Raw genomic sequence first — 21,517 nt, forward strand, 5'->3', positions numbered from 1 at the left:
GCAAACCCTTGATTGCCATTTTCTTTAGGCGCTAAGCAAGGCGCCATCCACCAGCCGCGTCAAGCCAAGCGGATTGCCGTCTTGCAGCGCTGCCGGCAGCAAGGCACCCGGCAAGTCCTGGTAGCACACCGGCCGCAGGAAGCGCTCGATGGCGTTGGCGCCGACCGAGGTGCTGCGGCTGTCGGAAGTGGCTGGGAACGGCCCGCCGTGCACCATCGCATAGGATACTTCGACGCCGGTCGGGTAGCCGTTGACCAGGATACGGCCGGCCTTGCGTTCCAGTGTCGGCAGCAGCTTGCTGGCCAGCGCGTGGTCGGCGGCGTCCAGCTGAAGGGTGGCGGTTAGCTGGCCGGCCAGGTGTTCCGCTACCGCTTGCATTTCATCTTCATTCTTGCAGGCGACGATCAGCGAGCTGGGGCCGAAGATTTCATCTTCCAGCTGTTCGCTGGCGAGGAAAGTGGCGGCGTCGGTGGCGAACAGGGCTGCTTGCGCGGCGCAAGGGGCGGTTGCGGCCATGCCTGATCCGACGGTGTCGACGCCGTCGGCTGCTTGCATGCGTTCGACGCCGGCGACGTAGGCGCTATGGATGCCGGGGGTCAGCATGGTCCCGGCTGCCTTGGCTTTCAGTGCGTTCGATGCGGCTTCCTGGAACTGCGCCAGATGTTCGCCCGCCAGGCCGATCACCAGGCCGGGATTGGTGCAGAACTGGCCGACGCCCATGGTCAGGGAATCGGCGAAGGCGCTGCCGATTTGGCTTGCTCGCGCTGCGAGTGCATGCGGCAGCAGGAACATGGGGTTGATGCTGCTCATTTCGGCGTAGACCGGGATCGGTTCGCGCCGCTGGGCGGCGGCGCGCATCAGCGCCAGGCCGCCCTGGCGCGAGCCGGTGAAGCCGACGGCCTTGATGGCGGGATGGCTGACCAGGGCCTGGCCGACTTCGTTGCCGCTGCCGATGATCAGAGAGAACACGCCTTCCGGCAGTTTGCAGGCGGCGACGGCTTGCTGGATGACGCGGCCGACCAGTTCCGAGGTGCCGGGATGGGCGTTGTGGGTCTTGACGACTACCGGGCAGCCGGCGGCGAAGGCTGCGGCGGTGTCGCCGCCGGCGACCGAGAACGCTAGCGGGAAGTTGCTGGCGCCGAATACGGCGACGGGGCCGATGGCGATCTTGCGCAGGCGCAGGTCGGAGCGTGGGGGTGTGCGTTCTGGGAGTGCCGAATCGAGGGTGGCGCTGAGGTAGTGGCCGTCGCGGATGACTTTGGCGAACAGGCGCAGCTGGCCTACGGTGCGACCGCGCTCGCCTTCGAGGCGGGCGGTGGGGAGGCCGGATTCCTGGGTGGCGCGTTCGATCAGTTGGGGGCCGAGGGCGAGGATGCCGGTGGCGATTTCTTCGAGGAATTGGGCGCGTTGTTCGGGGGTGGTTTCGCGGTAGGCGTCGAAGGCTTGTTGCGCCAGTTTGCAGGCGCGGTCTACTACTGCTGTGCTGCCGGCGCCGAAGTCGGGGGCGATGGTTTCGTTGGTGGCGGGGTTGATGGCGCGCAGGCTGCCTTCTGTGCCGCGCACTGCAGTTTGGCCGATGAGCATTTCACCAGTGATATTCATGTATTTTCCTCAATTCGATTATGTGCGCCACCCAAAGCAGTTAAATGGGGTCAGAGTTTTTTTTCGCAGGCCTTTTGCGAAAATTACTCTGACCCCATTTAACGGGCCACGGAGTAAGTGCGGTGGCATGCGGTGGGCGGTCGGTCTGTGTGTTGATAACACGGTAGCTACTCCGTGGAAGCTTGCCGGGGGTAGCCCGGCAGCTACTTACTTTCTTTTGCTTCGCCAAAAGAAAGTAAGCAAAGAAAAGGCGACCGCAAAGCCGTTGCCCTCCCTTCGGTCGGGTCCCCAAATCCGGCGCGTATCAGCCGGGTGGGAGGACCAACTCGCCTTCGGCTCAAACATGTCCTCCCACAATTCCCGGCTGACACGCGCCGGATTTGGCAACGTCTCAATGCGGGGTACTTCAAAAACAACCCCAACTTCAAAAGCAAAATCAACGGCGACTTCAAAAACAGCGGCAACTGCAACGTCAAATTCAAAAGCAACTGCAACTGCAACGTCAAAAACAACAGCCCCGCATTTTCGCCGTATAGATTCCTAGCGATCGGCGTTGCTGTTGCTGGTCCGGATGATTACTGTGGTCCTTGCGCCAGGATCAGGGTTTTCAGTTGTTCGCGTTCTTCCGGGTTGAGGTCGATCAGCGGCGTGCGTACCGGGCCGCCGTCGTGGCCTACTATGGTGGCGCCGGCTTTTACTATGCTTACTGCGTAGCCGGCTTTCTTGTTGCGGATCGCCAGGTAGGGCAGGAAGAAGTTGTCCAGCAGGCGGCCGGTGGTGGCGTGGTCGTCGTTCTTGACGGCGGTGTAGAAGTCGATCGCCAACTTGGGCAGGAAGTTGAATACTGCTGACGAATAGACCGGTACGCCCAGCGCCTTGTAGGGCGCGGCAAACAGTTCCGCGGTTGGCAGGCCGCCCAGATAGGTCAGGCGGTCGCCCAGGCGGCGGCGGATCGAAACCATCAGTTCGATGTCGCCGATGCCGTCCTTGAAGCCGATCAGGTTCGGGCAGCGCGCAGCCAGCAGCTCCATCGAATCGGCGTTCAGGCGGCAGATGCCGCGGTTGTAGATCACCACGCCGAACTTGACCGATTTGCAGACCGCTTCCGCATGCGCCAGCAAGCCGTCCTGCGAGGCTTCGGTCAGATAGTGCGGCATCAGCAGGATGCCTTGCGCGCCGAGGCGTTCGGCTTCCTGCGCGAAGGCGATGGCGGTGCGGGTCGGGCCGCCGGCGCCGGCCAGGATAGGCACTTTGCCGCGGCAGGTTTCCACTGCCAGCCGCACTACATCGGAGTACTCGGAAGTCGTCAGCGAAAAGAATTCGCCGGTGCCGCCCGCCACGAACAAGGCGCTCGCACCGTAGGGCGCCAGCCATTCCAGCCGCTCGGCATAGGTGCTCGGACGGAAGTCGCCTTGGGCATCGAAGTCGGTGATCGGGAAGGACAGCAGGCCGGAGGAAAGTATTTGCTTGAGTTCTTGAGGAGTCATGGTCTCGGTGATATGTAGTGCTGCGGTTGATAACGGAATGCCTGGCGACAGCAACGGTTTTGGCATTTCGACTTAAGTTATCAGTCATCGTACAACAAAGAATTGCAGTGCGCAAGTCCGAATTGTTGTCGGTTTGATCGGGAAGGAGGGTTTGGCGGACGCTAAGCTGCAGGGTAGCTGGGGTGGCTAGCGCGCGCCGCGCCGGCGCGGTCAGCGCGGGCGATATGTGCCTGTCGCCCGGATTGCCAGGCGACAGGGTGCTGGTATTACGACACGGATCCCATGCTGTCCTGCACCTTGCGCAAGCGCTCGCGGCTGTTGCTCAGGTGGGTGCGCATGGCGGCGCGGGCGCTGTCGGCGTCCTGGCGTACGATGGCGTTGTAGATGTCTTCGTGCTCGCGGTGCACGCGGTCAAGATAGGCGGCCGGATCGTCATGCGCCAGCCGCGCCGAGTTGATGCGGGTGCGTGGAATGATGGTGGTGCCGAGGTGGCTCAGGATGTCGACGAAGTAACGGTTGCCGGTGGCTTGTGCGATATGCAAGTGGAACTGGACATCGGCTGCGACCGAGTCGCCGCGCTCGTGGGCGCTCTTCTGGAAGGCATCCAGCGCCAACCGCATCTGCGCCAGCTGCTCTTCATTGCGGCGTGCCGCCGCCAGCCCCGCCGCTTCCGCTTCAAGGCTGATGCGCAGTTCCAGAATCGCCAGGATGTCGCGCATGGTGATCACGGTTTCCGGGTCGATGTCAAAATTGCTGGTGTTGCTGGCCGCCAATACGAAAGTGCCGATACCGTGCCGCGTCTCTACCAGTCCAGACGCTTGCAGGTGCGAAATTGCTTCACGGATGACCGTGCGGCTGACGCCCTGGGTGCGCATCAATTCCGACTCGGTAGGTAATTTATCCCCGGGTTTGCTGCTGCCGTCGCGAATGCTGTCGGCAATGCTGGCGACCACGCTCTGCGCCAGGTTGCGATGCTTCTTGCGCGGTGCGCCGGGGGCGGGCTGGGGATTGAGCGGTGTATTCATGGGTAGGTGGCCGCGGGTTGGTAATTCTGGTTGCTAAATTGATTTGCGCTGATTATACTACGAAACTAGTTGTAGGATGACTGATAACATAACATCAGTTTAGGATAAATAACAATAAAAATAGTGCTTGGCAGCTATTCCACCGCCAGCGCAGACGCTGGCAGCAACAGGAGACGTTTTGAATAACGATACAACGGGTGCCTCGGCACCGGTGCGGGGCCGGCGCGGCAATGTGCGCTACATGATCTTGTTCATGTTATTTGCAGTAACTACTTTCAACTACGCCGACCGCGCCATCTTGTCGATTGCCGGCACGGCCATGAAGAGTGAGCTGGGTTTCGACGCCGTCACCATGGGTTTCATCTTCTCGGCCTTCAGCTGGGCCTATGTGCTGGGGCAACTGCCGGGCGGCTGGCTGCTGGATCGCTACGGTTCCAAGCGGGTGTATGCCGCCAGCATATTTATCTGGTCGCTGTTCACCCTGCTGCAAGGCGGCGTGCATTTTCTCGGCGCCATGTGGGCGGTGCCGGCACTGTTCATGCTGCGCTTCATGGTGGGGCTGGCTGAAGCGCCTTCTTTCCCTGCCAACGGCCGTATTGTCGCCGCCTGGTTTCCCACCACCGAGCGCGGCACCGCGTCGGCGATTTTCAACTCTGCCCAATATTTCGCCACGGTGCTGTTCGCACCCTTGATGGCCTGGATCACCCATGTTTACGGCTGGTCGCAAACCTTCGTCGTCATGGGTGTCGGCGGCATGCTGCTGAGCATGATCTGGATGCGCGCCATGCATAGCCCGAAAGGCCATCCGCGCATGACCCAGTCCGAACTGGCGCACATCCGCGACGGCGGCGGCCTGGTCGATATGGACCAGGGCCTGGAGGCAGGCAAGGGCAGCCAGGTCAATCGCGGCGTCAAGCTAGCTTATCTCAAGCAGCTGCTCAGCAACCGCATGCTGGCCGGCGTCTACCTGGGCCAGTACTGCATCAATACCATCACCTATTTTTTCCTGACCTGGTTCCCTATCTATCTGGTGCAGGAGCGCGGCATGTCGATCCTGAAAGCGGGCATGGTGGCTTCGCTGCCGGCGATCTGCGGTTTCCTTGGCGGCGTGCTGGGCGGCGTCATTTCGGACCGTCTGATCAAGCGGGGCTTTTCGCTGACCTGGGCGCGCAAGATCCCAATCGTCGCCGGCCTGCTGTTGTCGACGACCATGGTCTTGTGCAACTACGTCGATACCCAGTGGATGGTGGTCGGCATCATGGCGCTGGCGTTTTTCGGCAAGGGTGTCGGCGCGCTGGGCTGGGCGGTGGTGGCGGATACCTCGCCGAAAGAGATCATCGGCCTCACCGGCAGCCTGTTCAATACATTTGGCAATATCGCCGGAATCACGGCGCCTATCGTGATCGGTTATATCATCAAGGAAACCGGCAACTTCGAATGGGCGCTGGTGTACGTCGGCGCCAATGCCTTGCTGGCGGTGATCAGCTACCTGGTGATCGTCAAGGATATCAAGCGGGTGGTGCTCAAACCGCTCGACGATGCGGAACCGCCTTACAAGAAATTATCTGGAGTGGAAACACGATGAGCACCATAGCCAGCACTACAGCCGCAAGTGCCGCTGCCGCGCCTTTATATATCCGCATGCAGGACGAGGACAACGTCGCCATCGTTGCGAACGACGGCGGCCTGCCGGCGGGGACTGTATTTCCCTGCGGCCTGGTGCTGCGAGACAAGGTGCCGCAAGGGCACAAGCTGGCGTTGCGCGATCTGGCCGAGGGCGAGGCCATCATCCGTTACGGCGTCGCCATCGGCTATGCGCGGCGCGCCATTCCCCAAGGCAGCTGGATAGAAGAATCGCTGGTGCGGATGCCGCCTGCGCGTGAGCTGACCAATCTGCCGATCGCCACCCGGGTGCCGGCCGCGGCCGCGCCGCTGGATGGCTATACCTTCGAAGGTTACCGCAATGCCGACGGTACGGTCGGCACCCGCAACATCCTGGCGATCAGCACCACGGTGCAATGCGTGTCGGGCGTAGTGGAGCATGCGGTCAAGCGCATCAAGGCTGAGCTGCTGCCCAAGTATCCAAATGTGGATGACGTCATCGGCCTTGAACACACCTATGGTTGCGGCGTGGCGATCGATGCGCCGGGCGCCGAAATCCCGATCCGCACCTTGCGCAACATCAGCATGAATCCGAACTTCGGCGGTCAGGCGATGGTGGTCAGCCTGGGTTGCGAAAAGCTGCAGCCGGGTCGTTTGTTCCCGCAAGGCGCGATCCCGATCCAGAACACTGGTGGCAAGGAAGACGGTTTGCGCGTGGTCTGCCTGCAGGATGCCGAGCATGTCGGCTTCGAGTCTATGATCGTCTCCATCATGACGACCGCCGAAGAGCAATTAAGCGAGCTGAACCGGCGCCGCCGCGAAACCTGTCCGGCCTCGGAATTGACGGTGGGCGTGCAATGCGGCGGCAGCGATGCCTTTTCCGGCGTCACCGCCAATCCGGCGGTGGGTTATGCCACCGATCTGCTGGTGCGGGCCGGCGCCACTGTGATGTTTTCTGAAACCACGGAAGTGCGCGACGGCATCGACCAGCTCACCGCGCGTGCCGCAACCCCGGAGATTGCCGCGGCAATGATACGTGAGATGGCCTGGTACGACGATTACCTGACCCGTGGCGGCGTCGACCGCAGCGCCAACACTACGCCTGGCAACAAAAAAGGCGGCCTGGCGAATATCGTCGAAAAAGCCATGGGTTCCATCGTCAAGTCCGGCAGCAGCGCCATTTCCGGCGTGCTGTCTCCCGGCGACAAGGTCAAACAAAAAGGCTTGATCTACGCTGCCACGCCGGCCAGCGATTTCGTCTGCGGCACCTTGCAGCTGGCTGCCGGCATGAACCTGCACGTGTTCACCACCGGGCGCGGCACGCCCTACGGCCTGGCCGCGGTGCCGGTGATCAAGGTGGCCACGCGCAACGATCTGGCGCGGCGCTGGCACGACCTGATGGATGTCAATGCCGGCCGCATCGCCAGCGGCGAAGCCAGCATCGAAGAGGTCGGCTGGGAATTGTTCCGCCTGATGCTGGACGTCGCCAGCGGCCGCAAGCAGACCTGGGCCGAATATCACAAGCTGCATAATGCCCTGACCCTGTTCAATCCGGCGCCGATTACCTGAGGCTCAACTTGAAGTTGCGTCTCAGGCAGCGAGCGTTTCAGCCCGATGGAACAGCTTGGCGACGATGGTCCACCTGCCTTCCACCTTGAGCAGGTTGAGGTAGTCGACCATGATGTTGTCGAACAGCCGCAGGCGCACCTTGACCATCGCCATTTCCGGCGACATCACATCCACCATCATGATTTCGTCCAGGCGCGCAAAGCCGCGCGCCTGCGGCGATTCACGGCCCTGCACCATCTTGCGGTATTCCTGGAAGGGACGCACGGTGACGGCGCCGTCCTGCGCCGAGTACAAGATGCAGCCAGGATGGAACACCTGGTCGAACTTGCCCAGATCCTGGGTTTGCAGCACGTCGAAATAATCTTTCAGCATGTTTTGGATTTCATTGAGTATCATGGGGTTTCTCATTCCTGGTGGTTGATGGAAGTGCCGCGACCGGCCGGCGACGGCTTGTCGGGCAGGCAATGCATTATCAAATCCGCCCCGGCGGATGTATAGCGCTTCTTTTTCACACTTTTTGCGAAAGAAATTCACGGTGAAACTGCCGCCTTTGCCCGCATTGCGCGCATTTGAAGCCCTGGCCCGCCTGGGGAAAGTGGTCGATGCCGCCGAGGAGCTGCATGTCACGCACAGCGCCGTCAGCCATCAGGTGAAAGCGCTGGAGGATTACATCGGCCTGGCGCTGGTGACGCGTGCAGGCCGCTCCCTGACGCTGACGGAAGAAGGGCGCATCTATGCCTATCAGGTGCGCCAGGCACTGGCCGAGATCGCCGGCGCCACCGAGAAAATCCAGCGCCGGCCGCGGGATAGCCAACTGACGATTTCAGTGGTGCCGTCCTTCGGCACCTTCTGGCTGCTGCCGCGCCTGCACGATTTCATCGCGGCCCATCCGGAGCTGCAGATCAGCCTGACGGCGAGCATGGCGTTCGCCGACTTTGAAAACGAGCTGCCCGATTGCGCGATCCGTTTCGGCCACGGCCAGTGGCCGGACTTGCATTGCGAACCCTTGATGGACGACAGCCTGCTGATCGTCGCCGCACCCACTTTCAACGGCGGCGACCTGGCCATCACGCCGGAACAGCTGATGTCGCTGCCGCTGCTGCATGCCAGCGAAAGCTGGCCGGTATGGCTGTCGGCGGCCGGCTGCGAGCACTTGCGTCCGCGCGCGGCGCTGGAGTTCACCGATTCCAGCATGATGCTGGAAGCCGCCAGGCTGGGTTACGGCGTTGCGCTCACGCGGCGCTCGATCGCCCACGCCATGATCGAGCGGCGGCAACTGGTCAGGCTCACCGATATCGAAGCGCCGCATCCATCGCGCTATTTCCTGGTCTGGCCGGTGCGCAGCCATCAATCGCCCAAGCTGTTGCTGCTGCTGGCCTGGCTGAAGCAGCAGGTGGCGGACTACCAAGGTAGCTTGATGGCAGACCGCAAGCAGCGCGCCCGCAAAAAATAAAGCTATCTCGGCAACTCACGCGATTGCAGGTCGAATGGCACATTCGTCGGGATCTCTTCCGGATGCTCCTTGTGCTGGAACAGCAGCGAATATTTGGATTCGATGAAGTACACGCGGTTGCCGACGATGACTCCCGACGAAGGATCGTTCAGTCCGCCGACGATGGTGTCGAGCGCCGCGCTGCCGCCGTCGATCCTGGCGATGCTGATCTGGCCGCCGTAAGGGCCGCTCTTGCCGAAGGCATTGCTCTCGAAGATCGCCATGCGGCCGGGAGCGTAGATGCGGATGGCGTCGGCGTTCTTCAGCAGGCGCGGCATCTCGATGCGGCTCACCGCGCCGGCTGCGCCGTTATCCTCGACATCCACGTGCAATACATAAGGCACGGCGGTCACCAGGCTGAGGTACAGACTATGGTCGCCGTCCAATGCAATGCCGTTCAGGTAAACGCCATCGCTACCGGCGCCCATGCTCGGATCTTCCTTCCAGACCGTCAATTCGGTCGCTCCCGGCAGCAGGCGCAATACGCGCGGATGGAAGGAATCGGTGACATATAGCGTGCTATGGCTGTCCTGCGCCAGGTCGTTGCAATAGCCTTTGTCCGGCATGGCATAGCTGGCGCGCGGCGCGCCGCTGGCGAGGTCGTAGCTTTTCAGCGCGCTTGGCGTAGACGGCACGCTGGTGTAGCCCCAGTTGTCGGAGCAGACCCACAGCAGCTGATGCGCCGCATCGACCAGCACACCCTGGCCATTGGCGAGGCCGTTGGAGCCAGGCGGCACCAGGATTTCCGGCGCGCCGCCATCCGGCCGCAGCCGCGCCACCGCACCCTGGCGCCAGCTGCCGACGTAAAACGAGCCATCCGGTCCGGTCGCCAGGCTCTCCGGGTACCAGTCCGCCGGCAGGGTCAGGGTCGGCAGCGCCGCTGGTGTCGCTGCGGCGCCCGCGGCGAGTGCTGGTTGTTGTCCGCAAATCAAGGCGCTCAATAAGGCGGCGGACCAGCTGAGACTGCGAAAACAGATATTCGGCTTCATTTTTTCTCCATTTCGTGACTAATCCTGGCCATTCTCACTCCGGCGCCATGTTTGATAAACTAGGCAATACTTTCATCACTCAACACTCAGGCTTCCGAATGGATAGATTGACCAGCATGGCTGTATTCGTCCGCGTGGTGGAAAAAGGCAGCTTCGCTGCGGTGGCGGAAGAGTTTTCGCTGTCGACCACCATGGTCGCCAATCACGTGCGGGCGCTGGAGACGCATCTCGGCGCACGTCTGCTGGACCGCACCACGCGCCGCCACAGCCTGACCGAGATCGGCAGCGTATATGTGGAGCGCTGCCGCGACGTGCTGAGCAGCGTGCAGGCCGCAGACTACGTCGCCGAAGCCTTGCGCGCCGTCCCGCGCGGCAAGCTGCGCATGACTTCGCCGGTCACTTATGGCGCACACCGATTGGTGCCGCTGATCGGCGAATACATGACGCTGTATCCGGAAGTGCAGGTGGAACTGGTCTTGAACGACCGCGTGGTGGATATGGTGGAAGAGGGCTTTGAAGTGGCGCTGCGCTCCGGCGTGGTGGACGGCGCCAATCTGATCGCCCGCCCGCTGCGCTCGTCGCGCATGTTTGCGGTGGCCAGTCCGGCCTATTTGAAACGCCACGGCACGCCGCGGCATCCGGCCGAGCTGGCCGGGCACAATTGCCTTGGCTTCATGTCATGGGGGAAAGATCACTCCTGGCGCTTCACCCACAGCGAGCAGCTTGTGGAGGTGCCGGTGCGCGGTTCCTTTGTCAGCAATAACGGCCAGGCGCTGTTGACCGCGGCGCTGAACGGCATCGGCGTGGTGGTGCAAGCCGATGTGCTGCTGGACGCCGCCATCGCTTCCGGCCAGCTGGTGCCGCTATTGCCGAAGTGGAGCTTGCCGGCCCGACCTATCCATCTGGTGCGCACCCGCGATTCGCGGCCGACCGCCAAGTTGCGCACTTTTGTCGATTTCCTGGTGCAGCGGCTCGGCTAGGCCCGTCGTTGTTACAGGCTGAGCCGGTAGAATTTGGTGTCCAGCGCCATGCGCGGGAATGCTGACGGCAGATCCGCTGGCGTAATCTCGATAAAGCCATTCTTTTCATAGAAACGATGCGCTGCCAGGAAGGCCGCTGTCGTGCCGAGAAATACATCCTGCAATCCCTGGTCCCGCGACCATTCGACCAGCGTCTGCAGCAAGCGCTGCGCGACTTGATGCTCGCGGCCGCGGAACGGCGCCTGCACGAACATCTTGCGCAGCGCGCCCTGGCGGTTGCCGATGTCGCGCAGCGAGATGCTGCCCACCACCTCGTTTGCAGCCAGCGCCAGCCAGAAATTGCCGTGGCCGCTTTGATAAAAATTGGGAATGTCGAGCAAGTCTGGCTGGTCCTGCAAGCTGATGGCGAGGCCGAATTCCTGTTGCTGGATCGGCAGGATCAGGTTGGCGACGCCGTCGCGATAGGCATCCGAGTAGCTGCTGATGGTGATCATGTTTGTATCTGGCCTGAATCCATATTTGTCGATGAGGATTGATCCTAACATGCTTGCAACAGCCCTTGCAGAGACCGTTCAGAGCGATATTTTTAGCGGACGTTTATGCCAGGGCGCCGTTTTTTTACGACATCTTTATACGCCTCCAACTACACTGATCCTGTCACAGCGATCCATGCCCGTGCCGCTATGTGTAGCGCATCGCACTTCAAAATGCGCATCGCATCGCTGACATGATTAACGCATAGGAGGAAATATGATCATCACTATTTTCAGCGAAGACGACAGCACCAAACGCTCCATCCTGGCTGCCAGCCTGGCGACCTTCTGCGCACAGCAGCATCGCAAGGTCCTGCTGATCGACGCCACTTCGCTCAAATATTCCCTGCACTGGGGTGAGCGCCGCGCCGCCGCCGACGCCAGGATCAAGCTGGCCGTGCGCGGCATGGAGGGCTTGCCGTCGGAACTGGAAAATCCGCTTTCCTATTATCGCAGCCACTTCCAGGATATCGTCATCGACACCGACGGCAGCGATTCCTGGAATGCCGATTCGGCGCTGGTGGCGACCGATGTGCTGCTGGTGCCGGTCGGTTCGCGCAGCGGTGACCTCAAGCGCCGCGAAAACCTGATCCAGCGCATCGAAGCCTTGCGCCTGTTCAATCCGGCATTGCGGGTGCTGGTGGTCGAGCTGCAAGCTATCAGCGCTTTTGGCGATGCAGCTGGGGCCGAAGGAAGCAGCGATGCCCGCGTCTTCTCCGACAAGGTCCTGACGGCGGCGCTGGCGCAGACCGTGATCCACGAATGGCTGGAGGATAACCGCCTGCTGCAGCAAGGGCAGTCGGTGTTCGACAGCGAGCCGCGCAACCGGCGCGCCGTTGCCGAAATCGAAGCGCTGTACCAGGAGATTGCCCACGCCAGGGATTTGCGGCTGGAAGCCTGCGCCTATAGTCTGGCGATCCTGCATGCGATACAACGGCGCACCTTGTCAAATGAAACCGCCGAGGCGGACCTGCTCAGCGGCGCTGCAGCAGGCGGCAACAGAAACTGAGATCTGCATCTTCTGGCTTGTCGCCAGAAAAAAAAAGACAGGCATCTGCCTAATGCTGTTCAGTTAGGGCAGAACGACATGGCGTAGGGTGGGCACTCCGTGCCCACGCAGTATCATGGATATTCGTGTCCCTGACATTCGTGCTCCGGCTACGCGCGCCGGCCCGTCCGCGTGGGCACGGAGTGCCCTCCCTACGAGTTCCGCAAATAAAAATGCCGCTCAGTCTTAACTGAACGGCATTACAGGCATCTGCCTGTCTTTCGGCTGCGCCGCGGACGCCTGCTTCAGCGCTGCGGCTTTTCCGGATACATCATTTTGCCGGCGCCGCTGCCACCGGCTGCACCGCGAATTTCGGATTGTTCTTTTGCAGATCCGAGGCGTCGCTAAGGATATGCGCCGCTTCGTTCAATAACACGTCCTTCGCGCCCTTGGCTTTTTTCTCGGCCGCCAGTTCGGCGCTCAGGCTGCGCTCATTCGCTTGCAGGCCGTCGTCCTTGCTGTCGGCATCGACGCCATCGGCGTCCTTGCCTTTGGCGGCATCGCTGGCGCTATCCTTGGCGCGAGCTTGCTGGCGGGTTTCCTGCTGCGCCATTTCAGCGCGGCGGTCGGCTTCATTGAGAGAGATGGAGCGCTTCTTGCGCTGAGTGTTTACCTCAGTCACGTCTTCCACGAAGCGCTGGTAATCCTTGTCTTTCTCGACCCGGGCGTCATGCCGGATCTTGAGCTGCGGCGCAAGGTCCTTGATGTCGCCCAGCTTGGCATAGTCTGCCGCCTTGACTTCCGACCATGGCAGCGCATTGTCGTAGCTCGATTCGCCGAAATTCTCGGTATCCGAGAAGCCCGGCAGGCTGACGTCCGGCGTGACGCCGCGCAGCTGCGTGGTGCCGCCGTTGATGCGGAAGAACTGGGCGATGGTCATCTTCAGTTCGCCGAACTTCGGCTTGTCGTTGTGCGCCAGCTGGTCGAGGTTGACCATGGTTTGCACGGTGCCTTTGCCGAAGCTACCTTCACCGATGATCACGCCGCGCCCGTAGTCCTGGATCGCCGCCGCAAAAATCTCCGAGGCGGAGGCCGAACCGCGGTTGATCAGCACCGCCAGCGGGCCGCTCCACACCGGCGTGGAGCGATCGTCGGCTTCGACATTGACTTCGCCGCGGGCATTGCGTTGCTGCACGATCGGTCCCTTGCCGACAAACAGCCCGGTCAGGTCCACCGCTTCAGTCAGCGAGCCGCCGCCGTTGTTGCGCAGGTCGACCAGCACGCTGTCGACCTTTTCCTTCTTCAGCTCGTTCAGCAGCGCCGCCACGTCGCGGCTGGCGCTGCGGTAATTCTTGTCGCCCTTGCCGCGCGCATCGAAGTCTTCATAGAAGGCCGGCAGGGTGATCACCCCGACCTTGCGGGTACTGTCGCCATTCTTTACCGAGAGGATGGTTTTCTTGGCGGCTTGCTGTTCCAGGCTGATCTTGTTGCGCACCAGGCTCAGCAGCTTGTGCTTGGCGTCCGGACCGGCATCGGCCGGCAGGATGTCGAGCTTGACCACGGTATCCTTGGCGCCGCGGATCAGCTTGACGACGTCGTCGATGCGCATGCCGACCACTTCGGTCATGGCGCCCTGGGGGCCTTGCGCCACGCCGACGATGCGGTCGCCGACGGCGATCTTGCCGGACAACTGCGCCGGACCGCCTGGCACCAACTCGCGGATAGTAGTGTACTCATCGCGCTCCTGCAGCACGGCGCCGATGCCGACCAGCGACAGCTTCATGGCGATGTCGAAATCCGCCGCCGCAGTGGTGCCGAGATAATCGGTATGCGGTTCGATCGATGTCGCATATGCGTTCATGAAGATCTGGAACACGTCATCGCTCTTATACTTATAGGCGCGCGCCAGCGAATTTTCGTAGCGCTTGCTGAGCGTATCGCGTATCGCCGGGTCCTTCTTGCCGGCCAGCTTCAGACGCAGCCAGTCGTTCTTGACCCGCTTGCGCCACAGGTCGCGGCTCTCGGCTTCGGTTTTCGGCCATGGCTCCTTGTCGCGCACGAAGGCGTAGTCTTCCTTCTGGCTGAAATCGAAACCCTGCTTCAGCAATTCACGCGCATAGGTCAGGCGATCGACGATGCGCTGCTGATACAGGTTGAAAATGCTGAAAGGGATGCTCAGATCTTCTTTGTAGATGGCGTCGTCGAGCTTGCTGGTCTGGGCTGTGAACTGGTCGATGTCTGCTTGGATGAAAAAGAATTTTTCCGGATCCAGCGATTTGACATAGCGGGTGATGATTTTTTCCGCCAGCGCGTCGTCCAGTTTCACCGGCTTATAGTGGAAGCGGGTCAGGAACTGCGCGCTCAGGTGGGCCGCCTGCGCTTGCTGCTGCAACGGCGTCAGGACCGGTGGCGGGCCCGACTCCAGCGCGTGGGCTGCGGTCGAGATTGCCAACAAGATACAAAGCAGACTATTTTTTAGGCGCATATAACCTTCAGTTCGATGTTCTTACTTACGTGAGCGGCGGGAAACAGTAATAACAATAATATTCCTGCCCTTGCTATCAATAATGGCCGCCTGCGGGCCAGGCCCGGCGTGCTATGCAATTTGACTGGCATAGGAGGCAAGCGTTCATTCCGGGTAATTCTACTTGGCTTTGCTTAAGACTTGCTTAAACCGGGGATTTCCCCGCGCTGCTGCGCCCTTCATGCGCTTGCTTTGGCTTACCTGGCTATCGGCGCCCAGAAGTGCGTTCCGCCGGCCGCTGCAGTTGCCCGGGTTTCCGCTTTTGCATCTTCACATCCGTTTTTGTTCGCGTATCCGTGATCCTGCAGGTGTAATACTGACAATGATGATTCAGGCTTTCTTCCACATTAATCGGGGCAGAATCATGAGTCAAGAAACAATCGAATTCACTTTTTGGGCGCGGAACGTTAACAAGAGTCAGCAAGATTCAGCAAGATCTGGCCGCGCACCGGCTGGCACATCGTTTACAACCGTAAGCTGGCGCATTCATCATGGTTGCGCTAACACGCCGGTTGAAAAAATGGAACTGGCTTTTGCGCCGCGAATGTCGGCCACGTCATGCACGCGACGCCGCGATTTCCAGTACACATCCAGGATTTTTTCTGCCTCATCAAGCGTCATCGACAGGTAACTTGGCGGTCATGCGCCGGTAATACAGCGACTATAGAGTCAGGCTTTTCTTTCTATATGGAAATGACATGGCGCACTCAAGTCGTAGAAAATTTCTCAAAGGTTCTATGGCAGCGATGGGGGCGACCATGTTGCCGCCGGCTGTCCAGCAAGCGCTGGCTGCACCCGCTGTCAGCGGCACGCTGGGTTCGATCGGACACGTCGTCATTTTTTGCCAGGAGAACCGCTCCTTCGATCATTACTTCGGCACCATCAAGGGCGCGCGCGGTTTCAACGACGATCACGCCGCTACCATCCAGGGCACCTCCCGCAACGTCTTCAGCCAGGCCGACAGCACCGGCGCCCTGTACACGCCGTGGCGCCTGAATTCCAGCACTTCCTCGGCGCAGTGGCTGTCGGATGTGCCGCATGATTTGAATACCGGCACCGCTGCCTGGAACAAGGGCCGCAACGACAAGTGGATTCCCAACAAGGGCATGAATGCGCATACCTACATGACGCGCAGCGACCTGCCGTATCACTATGCGCTGGCGGATGCCTTCACCCTGTGCGACAACTATTTCTGCTCGGCGCGCACCTCGACCAACCCGAACCGCCTGTACCTGATGAGCGGCACCATCGACCCGCAGGGACTGAACGGCGGCCCGGCCACCACCAACGGCTTCACCTACGGCTCGCTGACCTGGCAGACCTATCCGGAAGCGCTGCAGGCGGCCGGCATCAGCTGGCGCACCTACCAGGAAGTCGACAACTACGACGACAATGCGCTGGCCTGGTTCAAGCAGTTCCAGAACCTGCCGACCAATTCGCCCCTGTATATCAATGGCGTGCAGACCCGGGTGCTGGCGGACTTCCAGAACGATGTCACCAACAACACCCTGCCGGCGGTGTCCTGGATCGTCGCGCCGGCGGCCAAGTCGGAACATCCGAGCGGCTCGCCGAATGTCGGCGTCGATTACGTCAATCAGTTCCTGCAGGCGCTGGCCTCGAATCCGGCAGTGTGGGCCAAGACCGCTTTCATCTACACCTATGATGAAAATGGCGGCTTCTACGATCACGTCACCACGCCAACGCCGCCAACCGGCACCGCCAACGAATTCGTCAGCGGCGTGCCGATCGGCCTCGGTTCGCGTGTGCCGACCATTGTCTGTTCGCCGTGGAGCCGCGGCGGCTGGGTCGCCAGCGAGGTATTCGATCACACCTCGACCATCCAGTTCCTGGAAAAATGGACCGGCGTAACCTGTCCCAACATCAGCCAGTGGCGGCGCGACATCTGCGGCGACCTGACTTCCTGTTTCGATTTCACCACCAGTAATGCCGCCTTCCCGGTGCTGCCGAATACCGCCGCGCTGGCAACCCAGGCCAGCAGCCAGCAAAGCCTGCCGAAACCGGCGCCGCCGGCAGCCAACACGGTCATGCCGCCGTATGAAGCCGGGCAAAAGGCCTTGCGCGTGCAGCCTTACCAACTGAACGGCTGGCTGACGCAAGACCTGGCCAACAAGCAGATCTGGACCAACTGGAGCAACGGCGGCAGCAAGCCTGCGCCGCTGCAGATCAACCTGGACAACTATCGCACCGACAACCCATGGATGTACACCATGGCGGCCAACGCCACTGCGCGCGACTACTGGCATGTGATCAGCTACGGCAATGGCTACTACGACCTGGAAATGCTGGCGCCGAACCAGTTCTACCGCCGCTTCAAGGGCTATCTCAGCGGCACCGCATGGCAGGGTCAGCCGCAACCGCAGGTGCAGCTGACCAACAACGGCGCCGGCCAGACTGTCAGCATCCTGTTCGACAATAGCGGCACCAGCAATACGGCGGTGTTCACTCTGCTAGACCGGATCACCTCAGGCAGCGTCAGCAGCCAGACCATCACGGTGGCGCCGAAGCAGAGCACGACAATCCAGTTCAGCACCACTAACGGCTGGTACGACCTGAAGATCACGCTGGGCGGCGACAGCAACTTCATGCAGTCGATGGTAGGCTACACCGAAGGGCAGCAAGGCCTGACGCGGCCGCCGGTGCTGCGTTGGTAAAGTAGAGGGCAAGCCGATCCGGCGCCGTGCCTTGAGCGGCGCCGCCGGAGCGGCAACGGCGGCGACAAGTTGCGGACCAGAGCATGAATGAAAAAAAAGTGGCGATAGGGCTGGGCATGGCCGGCTGTGCGTTCATCGCACTGCTGGTGTGGCTGACCATGCCTACTTCGTCCTCGCAAGCGCCGATAGCGCTGCTGCCGGCCAGCGGCGCAGCTGCCGCTTCAGAAACCGTGGTTTCCGTGGCGGCTGCGCCCGTAAGCGCTGCCGCAGCCCGGACCGATAGCAATTGTTCCATGCAGCGCCTGGATTCATGGCGCCTGATCAGCGTCGAGATGGGCGGCTACCGGCAAGCCGGCATCGCCGTCTTCAACAACGGCCGGCGCGGTTCGCTCACCGTCAGCGAAGCGCAAAGTTTCGACGGCGACCTGCTGCTGGAAAAAGTGAGCAGCAATTCGGTCGCCTTGCGCTGCGGCCAGCTAGTGCAGACCAAAGTGCTGGGCGAAAGCCGGGTTTCGGTGGAGCTGCCGGCCAACCCGGAAATGCGAACCGCGCTGCCGGCGCCGGCCAGCAACTGACTGCCGCGGCCGGGGCCGCCCATGGTCAGCCATGTTTGCTGCTATCCTTGATTTTTCAGGTCTAGCGGACGCCGCCATGAAATGCCATTTCCTTGCCATAGTTGCAGCACTGATCCTGATACCGGCGCTATCGAGCGCGGCGCCGGCCAGCCATGATTTCTCCAGCCGTTTCAAAGCCTGTTATGCCGCCGCTGGCAGCGATGAGTCGAAGTCGACCTGCCTGGCTGCAGAACTGGACGCGCAGAACAAGGCCGTAGCCGATGCGCATCAGGCGGCCGCGCAGGTATTGGCCGGCGCAGACAGGCAAAAGCTGGCGGATGATTTCGTGGAATGGAAAAAATCGATACTGCTGGATTGCTCGCTGCAGGCCGATAATCTGAAGGTGGCGATCGCAAGAGAAAACGCCAGGAAGTACTGCCTGATCGAGCGCAGCCTGGCGCACAGGAATGCCGATGAAGTCATCCGGCAAGACAAAACCCTGAACCGCTAAAAAACAAGGCCGCCGGGTCCAGCCCGGCCTGCCGTATTCCTATGTCATCAGGCCTTGACGCCGACGATCACATGAGATGCCTTGAAAATCGCGACCACCGCCTTGCCAGCCGCCAGGCCGAGGTTTTGCGCGCTCTCTTGGGTGATGATGGCCGCCAGCGTCAGGCCGCCCTTCAGGCTGACTTCTACTTCGGTGTTCACTGCCCCCGGCTTGACCGTCTTGACGGTGCCTTCCAGCCGGTTGCGGGTGGAGAACTTGATGCCGGCGTCCACCGTCGACAAGATGATCCACGGCGCCTTGACCAAGGCCAGCGCTTCCGAGCCGCTCTTCAGATCCAGGTACTTGGTGCTTTCGCGGGTGATCACCGCAACGATGCGGTCGCCGCCGGCGAGCGTGATCTCGACTTCGTCGTTCACCGCGCCGGCGTGGATGGCGGTGACCTTGCCGGCGAATTCATTGCGTGCGCTTGTCAGCATTTCAAACTCCTTGTTTGTCTATCGGGTCCCAGGCCAGGAGCCTGGAAAAGGGGAGTTTTATCATACTCCTGTGCGCCGGGACGGCATTCATGCGCTGCTGCTAATCCCTATGTCATTGCCGTGATAGTTGACCGCCGTCATCGGTTTTCGAGCTGGACTATGCGAATATCATTATATTCAATGGTATATAACGAAATTCCAGGTCAAATCCATGTTCATCCGCCAATTAACTTACCTGGTCACGCTGGAGCGCGAAAAGCATTTCGGCCGCGCCGCGCTGGCCTGCAATGTTTCGCAGCCGGCGCTGTCCGGCGCCATCCGCAGCATAGAGCAGGAACTGGGAATGGCGATCGTGCAGCGCGGCCGCCGCTTCGAAGGCTTTACGCCGGATGGCGAGCGGGTGCTGGCCTGGGCGCGCCGGGTGCTGGCCGATTGCGAAGGCTTGCGCCAGGAAGCCGGCGCCAACGAGCGCGATCCAGCCGGCACGCTGCGCTTCGGCGCGATCCCGACCACCTTGCCGCTGGTGCCGCTGCTGACCGAGAGCTGCCTGCAGCAGTTTCCACGCATGCGCCACGCCGTCTACACCATGGCGGCGGCCGATATCCTGCGCCAGATCAGCAATTTCGAGCTGGATATCGGCCTCAGCTATCTGCAGGACGAGCGCCTCAGGGATTTCGCCACCGTGCCGATGTTCGTCGAGCGCTATGTGCTGATCGCGCGCGACGACAGCCTGTTCGCCGGCCGCAGCGCCATCTCGTGGGAAGAAGCGGCGGCCTTGCCGCTATGCCTGCTGACCAGCAACATGCAATGCCGGCACGGCATCGACGCCGCCTTCGCCGCCGCCGGCATGAAGGTGCAACCGCGAGTCGAAACCGATTCGATGATGGCTCTGTACTCCTATGTGCGCTGCGCCGGCCTCTACAGCATCGTGCCGCACAGCGTCCTGACCCTGCTGGAGATGCGCCAGGAACTGAGCGCGATTCCGCTGACGCCGGAACTGCAGCGCGAGATCGGCCTGGTCATGCTAGCCCGCACACCCTTGACGCCGCTGCTCAACGCCGCGCTCGCCAATTTCCGCGGTCTCGACCTGCAGGCGCGGGTGGATGCCTTGCTCGATTGCTGATTTGCTGAGCGGCGCTGATAACTTGAACTGATCATTCCATCAGATCAAACGATTAGCCGACTCCCCGTGAATTTTCGATACTGCGTTCCAAGGCAGCGAGCGGCTGCCAGGATCGGCGCACCGTGCGCCGCGAATTCACAGAGAAACGGAAAAAATCATGGCCAAGATTGTTTGTGTACTGTACGACGACCCGGTAAGCGGTTATCCAAGCAAATATGCGCGGGACGATCTGCCGCAGCTGGATGGTTACCCGGACGGCCAGTCGTTGCCGACGCCGAAAGCGATCGATTTTCAGCCCGGCACTTTGCTTGGCAGTGTCTCCGGCGAACTGGGCTTGCGCAAATACCTGGAGGCGCAAGGCCATCAGTTGGTAGTCACGTCCAGCAAGGACGGCGCCGGCAGCGTCCTCGAGCGCGAACTGCATGACGCCGAAATCATCATTTCGCAGCCGTTCTGGCCGGCCTACATGACCGCAGAGCGAATCGCCAAGGCGCCCAGGCTGAAGATGATCGTCACCGCCGGCATCGGCTCCGACCACACTGACCTGCAAGCCGCCATGGAGCGCGGCGTCACCGTGGCCGAGGTCACCTATTGCAACAGCAACAGCGTCGCCGAGCACGTGGTGATGATGACCTTGTCGCTGGTGCGCAACTACATCGAGTCCTATAACTGGGTGATCAAGGGAGGCTGGAATATCGCCGATTGCGTGGCGCGCTCCTACGATCTGGAGGGCATGAATGTCGGCACGGTCGCTGCCGGCCGCATCGGCCTGCGCGTGCTGCGCCTGCTCAAGCCGTTCGGCGTCAAGCTGCACTATATGGACCGGCACCGCCTGCCGGAGTCGGTTGAGAAAGAGCTGAACGTGACACATCACGGCAGCCTGGAAAGCCTGACCAAGGTATGCGATGTGGTGACCCTGAATTGTCCTTTGCACCCGGAAACCGAAAACATGATCAACGCCAGGACGCTGGCGGGATTCAAGCGCGGCGCTTACCTGATCAACACCGCACGCGGCAAGCTGTGCGACCGCGACGCCATCGCCGCCGCGCTGGAAAGCGGCCAGCTGGCGGGCTATGCCGGCGATGTCTGGTTCCCGCAGCCGGCGCCGGCCGACCATCCTTGGCGCAAGATGCCGCATCACGGCATGACGCCGCACATCTCCGGCACCAGCCTGTCAGCGCAGGCGCGCTATGCCGCCGGCACCCGGGAAATCCTGGAATGTTATTTCGAAGGGCGGCCGATCCGCAATGAGTATCTGATTGTGCAGGATGGCAAACTGGCTGGGGTGGGGGCGCACTCGTACAGCGCGGGCAATGCCACCAAGGGTTCGGAGGAGGCTGCCCGCTTCAAGCAATAGCGGCAGCTGATCCACCCATCGGAGAAAGCTGCC

The 21,517-nt window shown here is 61.3% G+C and carries 18 protein-coding genes; 10 read left to right on the forward strand and 8 right to left on the reverse strand.

The features are described 5' to 3' along the window. Positions 1 to 24 precede the first annotated feature (24 nt). The 3 genes from BCF11_RS11730 to BCF11_RS11740 form a co-directional block, all read right to left on the reverse strand. Positions 25 to 1,602 carry an aldehyde dehydrogenase (NADP(+)) gene (locus BCF11_RS11730; protein WP_098494901.1) on the reverse strand — a complete coding sequence of 526 codons (1,578 nt, stop codon included), beginning with the start codon at positions 1,600 to 1,602 and terminating at the stop codon, positions 25 to 27. A 575-nt stretch (positions 1,603 to 2,177) separates the two neighbouring features. Continuing rightward, on the reverse strand, positions 2,178 to 3,089 hold the full coding sequence (gene kdgD, locus BCF11_RS11735; RefSeq protein ID WP_098494902.1) for a 5-dehydro-4-deoxyglucarate dehydratase: 912 nt from the start codon (positions 3,087 to 3,089) through the stop codon (positions 2,178 to 2,180). 266 nt (positions 3,090 to 3,355) lie between these two features. Next, a complete protein-coding gene (locus tag BCF11_RS11740; RefSeq protein ID WP_098494903.1) occupies positions 3,356 to 4,114 on the reverse strand; it encodes a FadR/GntR family transcriptional regulator in 759 nt (252 codons plus the stop codon). Positions 4,115 to 4,355: 241 nt separating this feature from the next. On the opposite strand from BCF11_RS11740, the gene BCF11_RS11745 reads away from it, so the two are divergent. Both BCF11_RS11745 and garD read left to right on the forward strand, forming a co-directional pair. Further along, a complete protein-coding gene (locus tag BCF11_RS11745; protein WP_098497463.1) occupies positions 4,356 to 5,699 on the forward strand; it encodes an MFS transporter in 1,344 nt (447 codons plus the stop codon). Beyond that, entirely contained in the window at positions 5,696 to 7,285 is a 1,590-nt protein-coding gene (garD, locus tag BCF11_RS11750; protein WP_199110836.1) for a galactarate dehydratase, read from the forward strand. Before BCF11_RS11745 ends, garD begins: the two co-directional genes overlap by 4 nt. A gap of 21 nt (positions 7,286 to 7,306) precedes the next feature. On the opposite strand, the gene BCF11_RS11755 is transcribed toward garD, so the two are convergent. Beyond that, the gene (locus BCF11_RS11755) at positions 7,307 to 7,681 is read right to left on the reverse strand and encodes a nuclear transport factor 2 family protein (protein WP_098494904.1); all 375 of its coding nucleotides are present in this window, start codon (positions 7,679 to 7,681) and stop codon (positions 7,307 to 7,309) included. Positions 7,682 to 7,820: 139 nt separating this feature from the next. On the opposite strand from BCF11_RS11755, the gene gcvA reads away from it, so the two are divergent. Next, positions 7,821 to 8,738, forward strand: a complete 918-nt coding sequence (gcvA, locus tag BCF11_RS11760) for a transcriptional regulator GcvA (RefSeq protein WP_199110838.1) — start codon at positions 7,821 to 7,823, stop codon at positions 8,736 to 8,738. 2 nt (positions 8,739 to 8,740) lie between these two features. Here the strand turns inward: gcvA and BCF11_RS11765 are convergent, their stop codons facing one another. Further along, positions 8,741 to 9,766 carry an SMP-30/gluconolactonase/LRE family protein gene (locus BCF11_RS11765; protein ID WP_233212456.1) on the reverse strand — a complete coding sequence of 342 codons (1,026 nt, stop codon included), beginning with the start codon at positions 9,764 to 9,766 and terminating at the stop codon, positions 8,741 to 8,743. A gap of 98 nt (positions 9,767 to 9,864) precedes the next feature. On the opposite strand from BCF11_RS11765, the gene BCF11_RS11770 reads away from it, so the two are divergent. Beyond that, complete coding sequence (locus tag BCF11_RS11770) at positions 9,865 to 10,746, forward strand: LysR family transcriptional regulator (RefSeq protein ID WP_098494906.1); 882 nt, start codon at positions 9,865 to 9,867, stop codon at positions 10,744 to 10,746. Between the two features lie 11 nt (positions 10,747 to 10,757). On the opposite strand, the gene BCF11_RS11775 is transcribed toward BCF11_RS11770, so the two are convergent. Continuing rightward, positions 10,758 to 11,240: a GNAT family N-acetyltransferase gene (locus BCF11_RS11775; protein ID WP_098494907.1), complete on the reverse strand. Its 483-nt coding sequence runs from the start codon at positions 11,238 to 11,240 to the stop codon at positions 10,758 to 10,760. A 256-nt stretch (positions 11,241 to 11,496) separates the two neighbouring features. Here BCF11_RS11775 and BCF11_RS11780 point away from each other — a divergent pair, with 256 nt between their 5' ends. Then, the gene (locus tag BCF11_RS11780; RefSeq protein WP_098494908.1) at positions 11,497 to 12,288 is read left to right on the forward strand and encodes a hypothetical protein; all 792 of its coding nucleotides are present in this window, start codon (positions 11,497 to 11,499) and stop codon (positions 12,286 to 12,288) included. A gap of 310 nt (positions 12,289 to 12,598) precedes the next feature. Here BCF11_RS11780 and BCF11_RS11785 read toward each other — a convergent pair whose 3' ends face one another. Further along, positions 12,599 to 14,719, reverse strand: coding sequence for a carboxy terminal-processing peptidase (locus tag BCF11_RS11785; protein WP_369827751.1), 2,121 nt, complete (start codon positions 14,717 to 14,719; stop codon positions 12,599 to 12,601). Positions 14,720 to 15,489: 770 nt separating this feature from the next. Here BCF11_RS11785 and BCF11_RS11790 point away from each other — a divergent pair. The 3 genes from BCF11_RS11790 to BCF11_RS11800 all read left to right on the forward strand — a co-directional run bounded on the left by BCF11_RS11790 (position 15,490) and on the right by BCF11_RS11800 (position 18,528). After that, positions 15,490 to 17,463 (forward strand): phosphocholine-specific phospholipase C, encoded by a 1,974-nt coding sequence (locus tag BCF11_RS11790; RefSeq protein ID WP_098494910.1) that lies wholly within the window; start codon positions 15,490 to 15,492, stop codon positions 17,461 to 17,463. Positions 17,464 to 17,546: 83 nt separating this feature from the next. Further along, positions 17,547 to 18,038 carry a hypothetical protein gene (locus BCF11_RS11795; RefSeq protein WP_098494911.1) on the forward strand — a complete coding sequence of 164 codons (492 nt, stop codon included), beginning with the start codon at positions 17,547 to 17,549 and terminating at the stop codon, positions 18,036 to 18,038. Between the two features lie 76 nt (positions 18,039 to 18,114). Next, positions 18,115 to 18,528, forward strand: coding sequence for a hypothetical protein (locus BCF11_RS11800; RefSeq protein WP_098494912.1), 414 nt, complete (start codon positions 18,115 to 18,117; stop codon positions 18,526 to 18,528). Between the two features lie 47 nt (positions 18,529 to 18,575). Here the strand turns inward: BCF11_RS11800 and BCF11_RS11805 are convergent, their stop codons facing one another. After that, the gene (locus BCF11_RS11805) at positions 18,576 to 19,004 is read right to left on the reverse strand and encodes a molybdopterin-binding protein (protein WP_098494913.1); all 429 of its coding nucleotides are present in this window, start codon (positions 19,002 to 19,004) and stop codon (positions 18,576 to 18,578) included. 211 nt (positions 19,005 to 19,215) lie between these two features. Here BCF11_RS11805 and BCF11_RS11810 point away from each other — a divergent pair, with 211 nt between their 5' ends. Beyond that, entirely contained in the window at positions 19,216 to 20,127 is a 912-nt protein-coding gene (locus tag BCF11_RS11810) for a LysR family transcriptional regulator (RefSeq protein ID WP_098494914.1), read from the forward strand. A gap of 157 nt (positions 20,128 to 20,284) precedes the next feature. After that, complete coding sequence (locus BCF11_RS11815) at positions 20,285 to 21,484, forward strand: NAD-dependent formate dehydrogenase (RefSeq protein ID WP_098494915.1); 1,200 nt, start codon at positions 20,285 to 20,287, stop codon at positions 21,482 to 21,484. The last annotated feature ends 33 nt before the right edge of the window (positions 21,485 to 21,517 follow it).

The organism is Collimonas sp. PA-H2 (genome assembly GCF_002564105.1).
Classification (GTDB): domain Bacteria; phylum Pseudomonadota; class Gammaproteobacteria; order Burkholderiales; family Burkholderiaceae_D; genus Collimonas.

Coding starts and splice junctions, on each gene's coding strand:
- BCF11_RS11730 (WP_098494901.1), bottom strand. CDS start 1,602: ATGAATATCACTGGTGAAATGCTCATCGGCCAAACTGCAGTGCGCGGC.
- kdgD (WP_098494902.1), bottom strand. CDS start 3,089: ATGACTCCTCAAGAACTCAAGCAAATACTTTCCTCCGGCCTGCTGTCC.
- BCF11_RS11740 (WP_098494903.1), bottom strand. CDS start 4,114: ATGAATACACCGCTCAATCCCCAGCCCGCCCCCGGCGCACCGCGCAAG.
- BCF11_RS11745 (WP_098497463.1), top strand. CDS start 4,356: ATGATCTTGTTCATGTTATTTGCAGTAACTACTTTCAACTACGCCGAC.
- garD (WP_199110836.1), top strand. CDS start 5,696: ATGAGCACCATAGCCAGCACTACAGCCGCAAGTGCCGCTGCCGCGCCT.
- BCF11_RS11755 (WP_098494904.1), bottom strand. CDS start 7,681: ATGATACTCAATGAAATCCAAAACATGCTGAAAGATTATTTCGACGTG.
- BCF11_RS11765 (WP_233212456.1), bottom strand. CDS start 9,766: ATGAAGCCGAATATCTGTTTTCGCAGTCTCAGCTGGTCCGCCGCCTTA.
- BCF11_RS11770 (WP_098494906.1), top strand. CDS start 9,865: ATGGATAGATTGACCAGCATGGCTGTATTCGTCCGCGTGGTGGAAAAA.
- BCF11_RS11775 (WP_098494907.1), bottom strand. CDS start 11,240: ATGATCACCATCAGCAGCTACTCGGATGCCTATCGCGACGGCGTCGCC.
- BCF11_RS11780 (WP_098494908.1), top strand. CDS start 11,497: ATGATCATCACTATTTTCAGCGAAGACGACAGCACCAAACGCTCCATC.
- BCF11_RS11790 (WP_098494910.1), top strand. CDS start 15,490: ATGGCGCACTCAAGTCGTAGAAAATTTCTCAAAGGTTCTATGGCAGCG.
- BCF11_RS11795 (WP_098494911.1), top strand. CDS start 17,547: ATGAATGAAAAAAAAGTGGCGATAGGGCTGGGCATGGCCGGCTGTGCG.
- BCF11_RS11800 (WP_098494912.1), top strand. CDS start 18,115: ATGAAATGCCATTTCCTTGCCATAGTTGCAGCACTGATCCTGATACCG.
- BCF11_RS11805 (WP_098494913.1), bottom strand. CDS start 19,004: ATGCTGACAAGCGCACGCAATGAATTCGCCGGCAAGGTCACCGCCATC.
- BCF11_RS11810 (WP_098494914.1), top strand. CDS start 19,216: ATGTTCATCCGCCAATTAACTTACCTGGTCACGCTGGAGCGCGAAAAG.
- BCF11_RS11815 (WP_098494915.1), top strand. CDS start 20,285: ATGGCCAAGATTGTTTGTGTACTGTACGACGACCCGGTAAGCGGTTAT.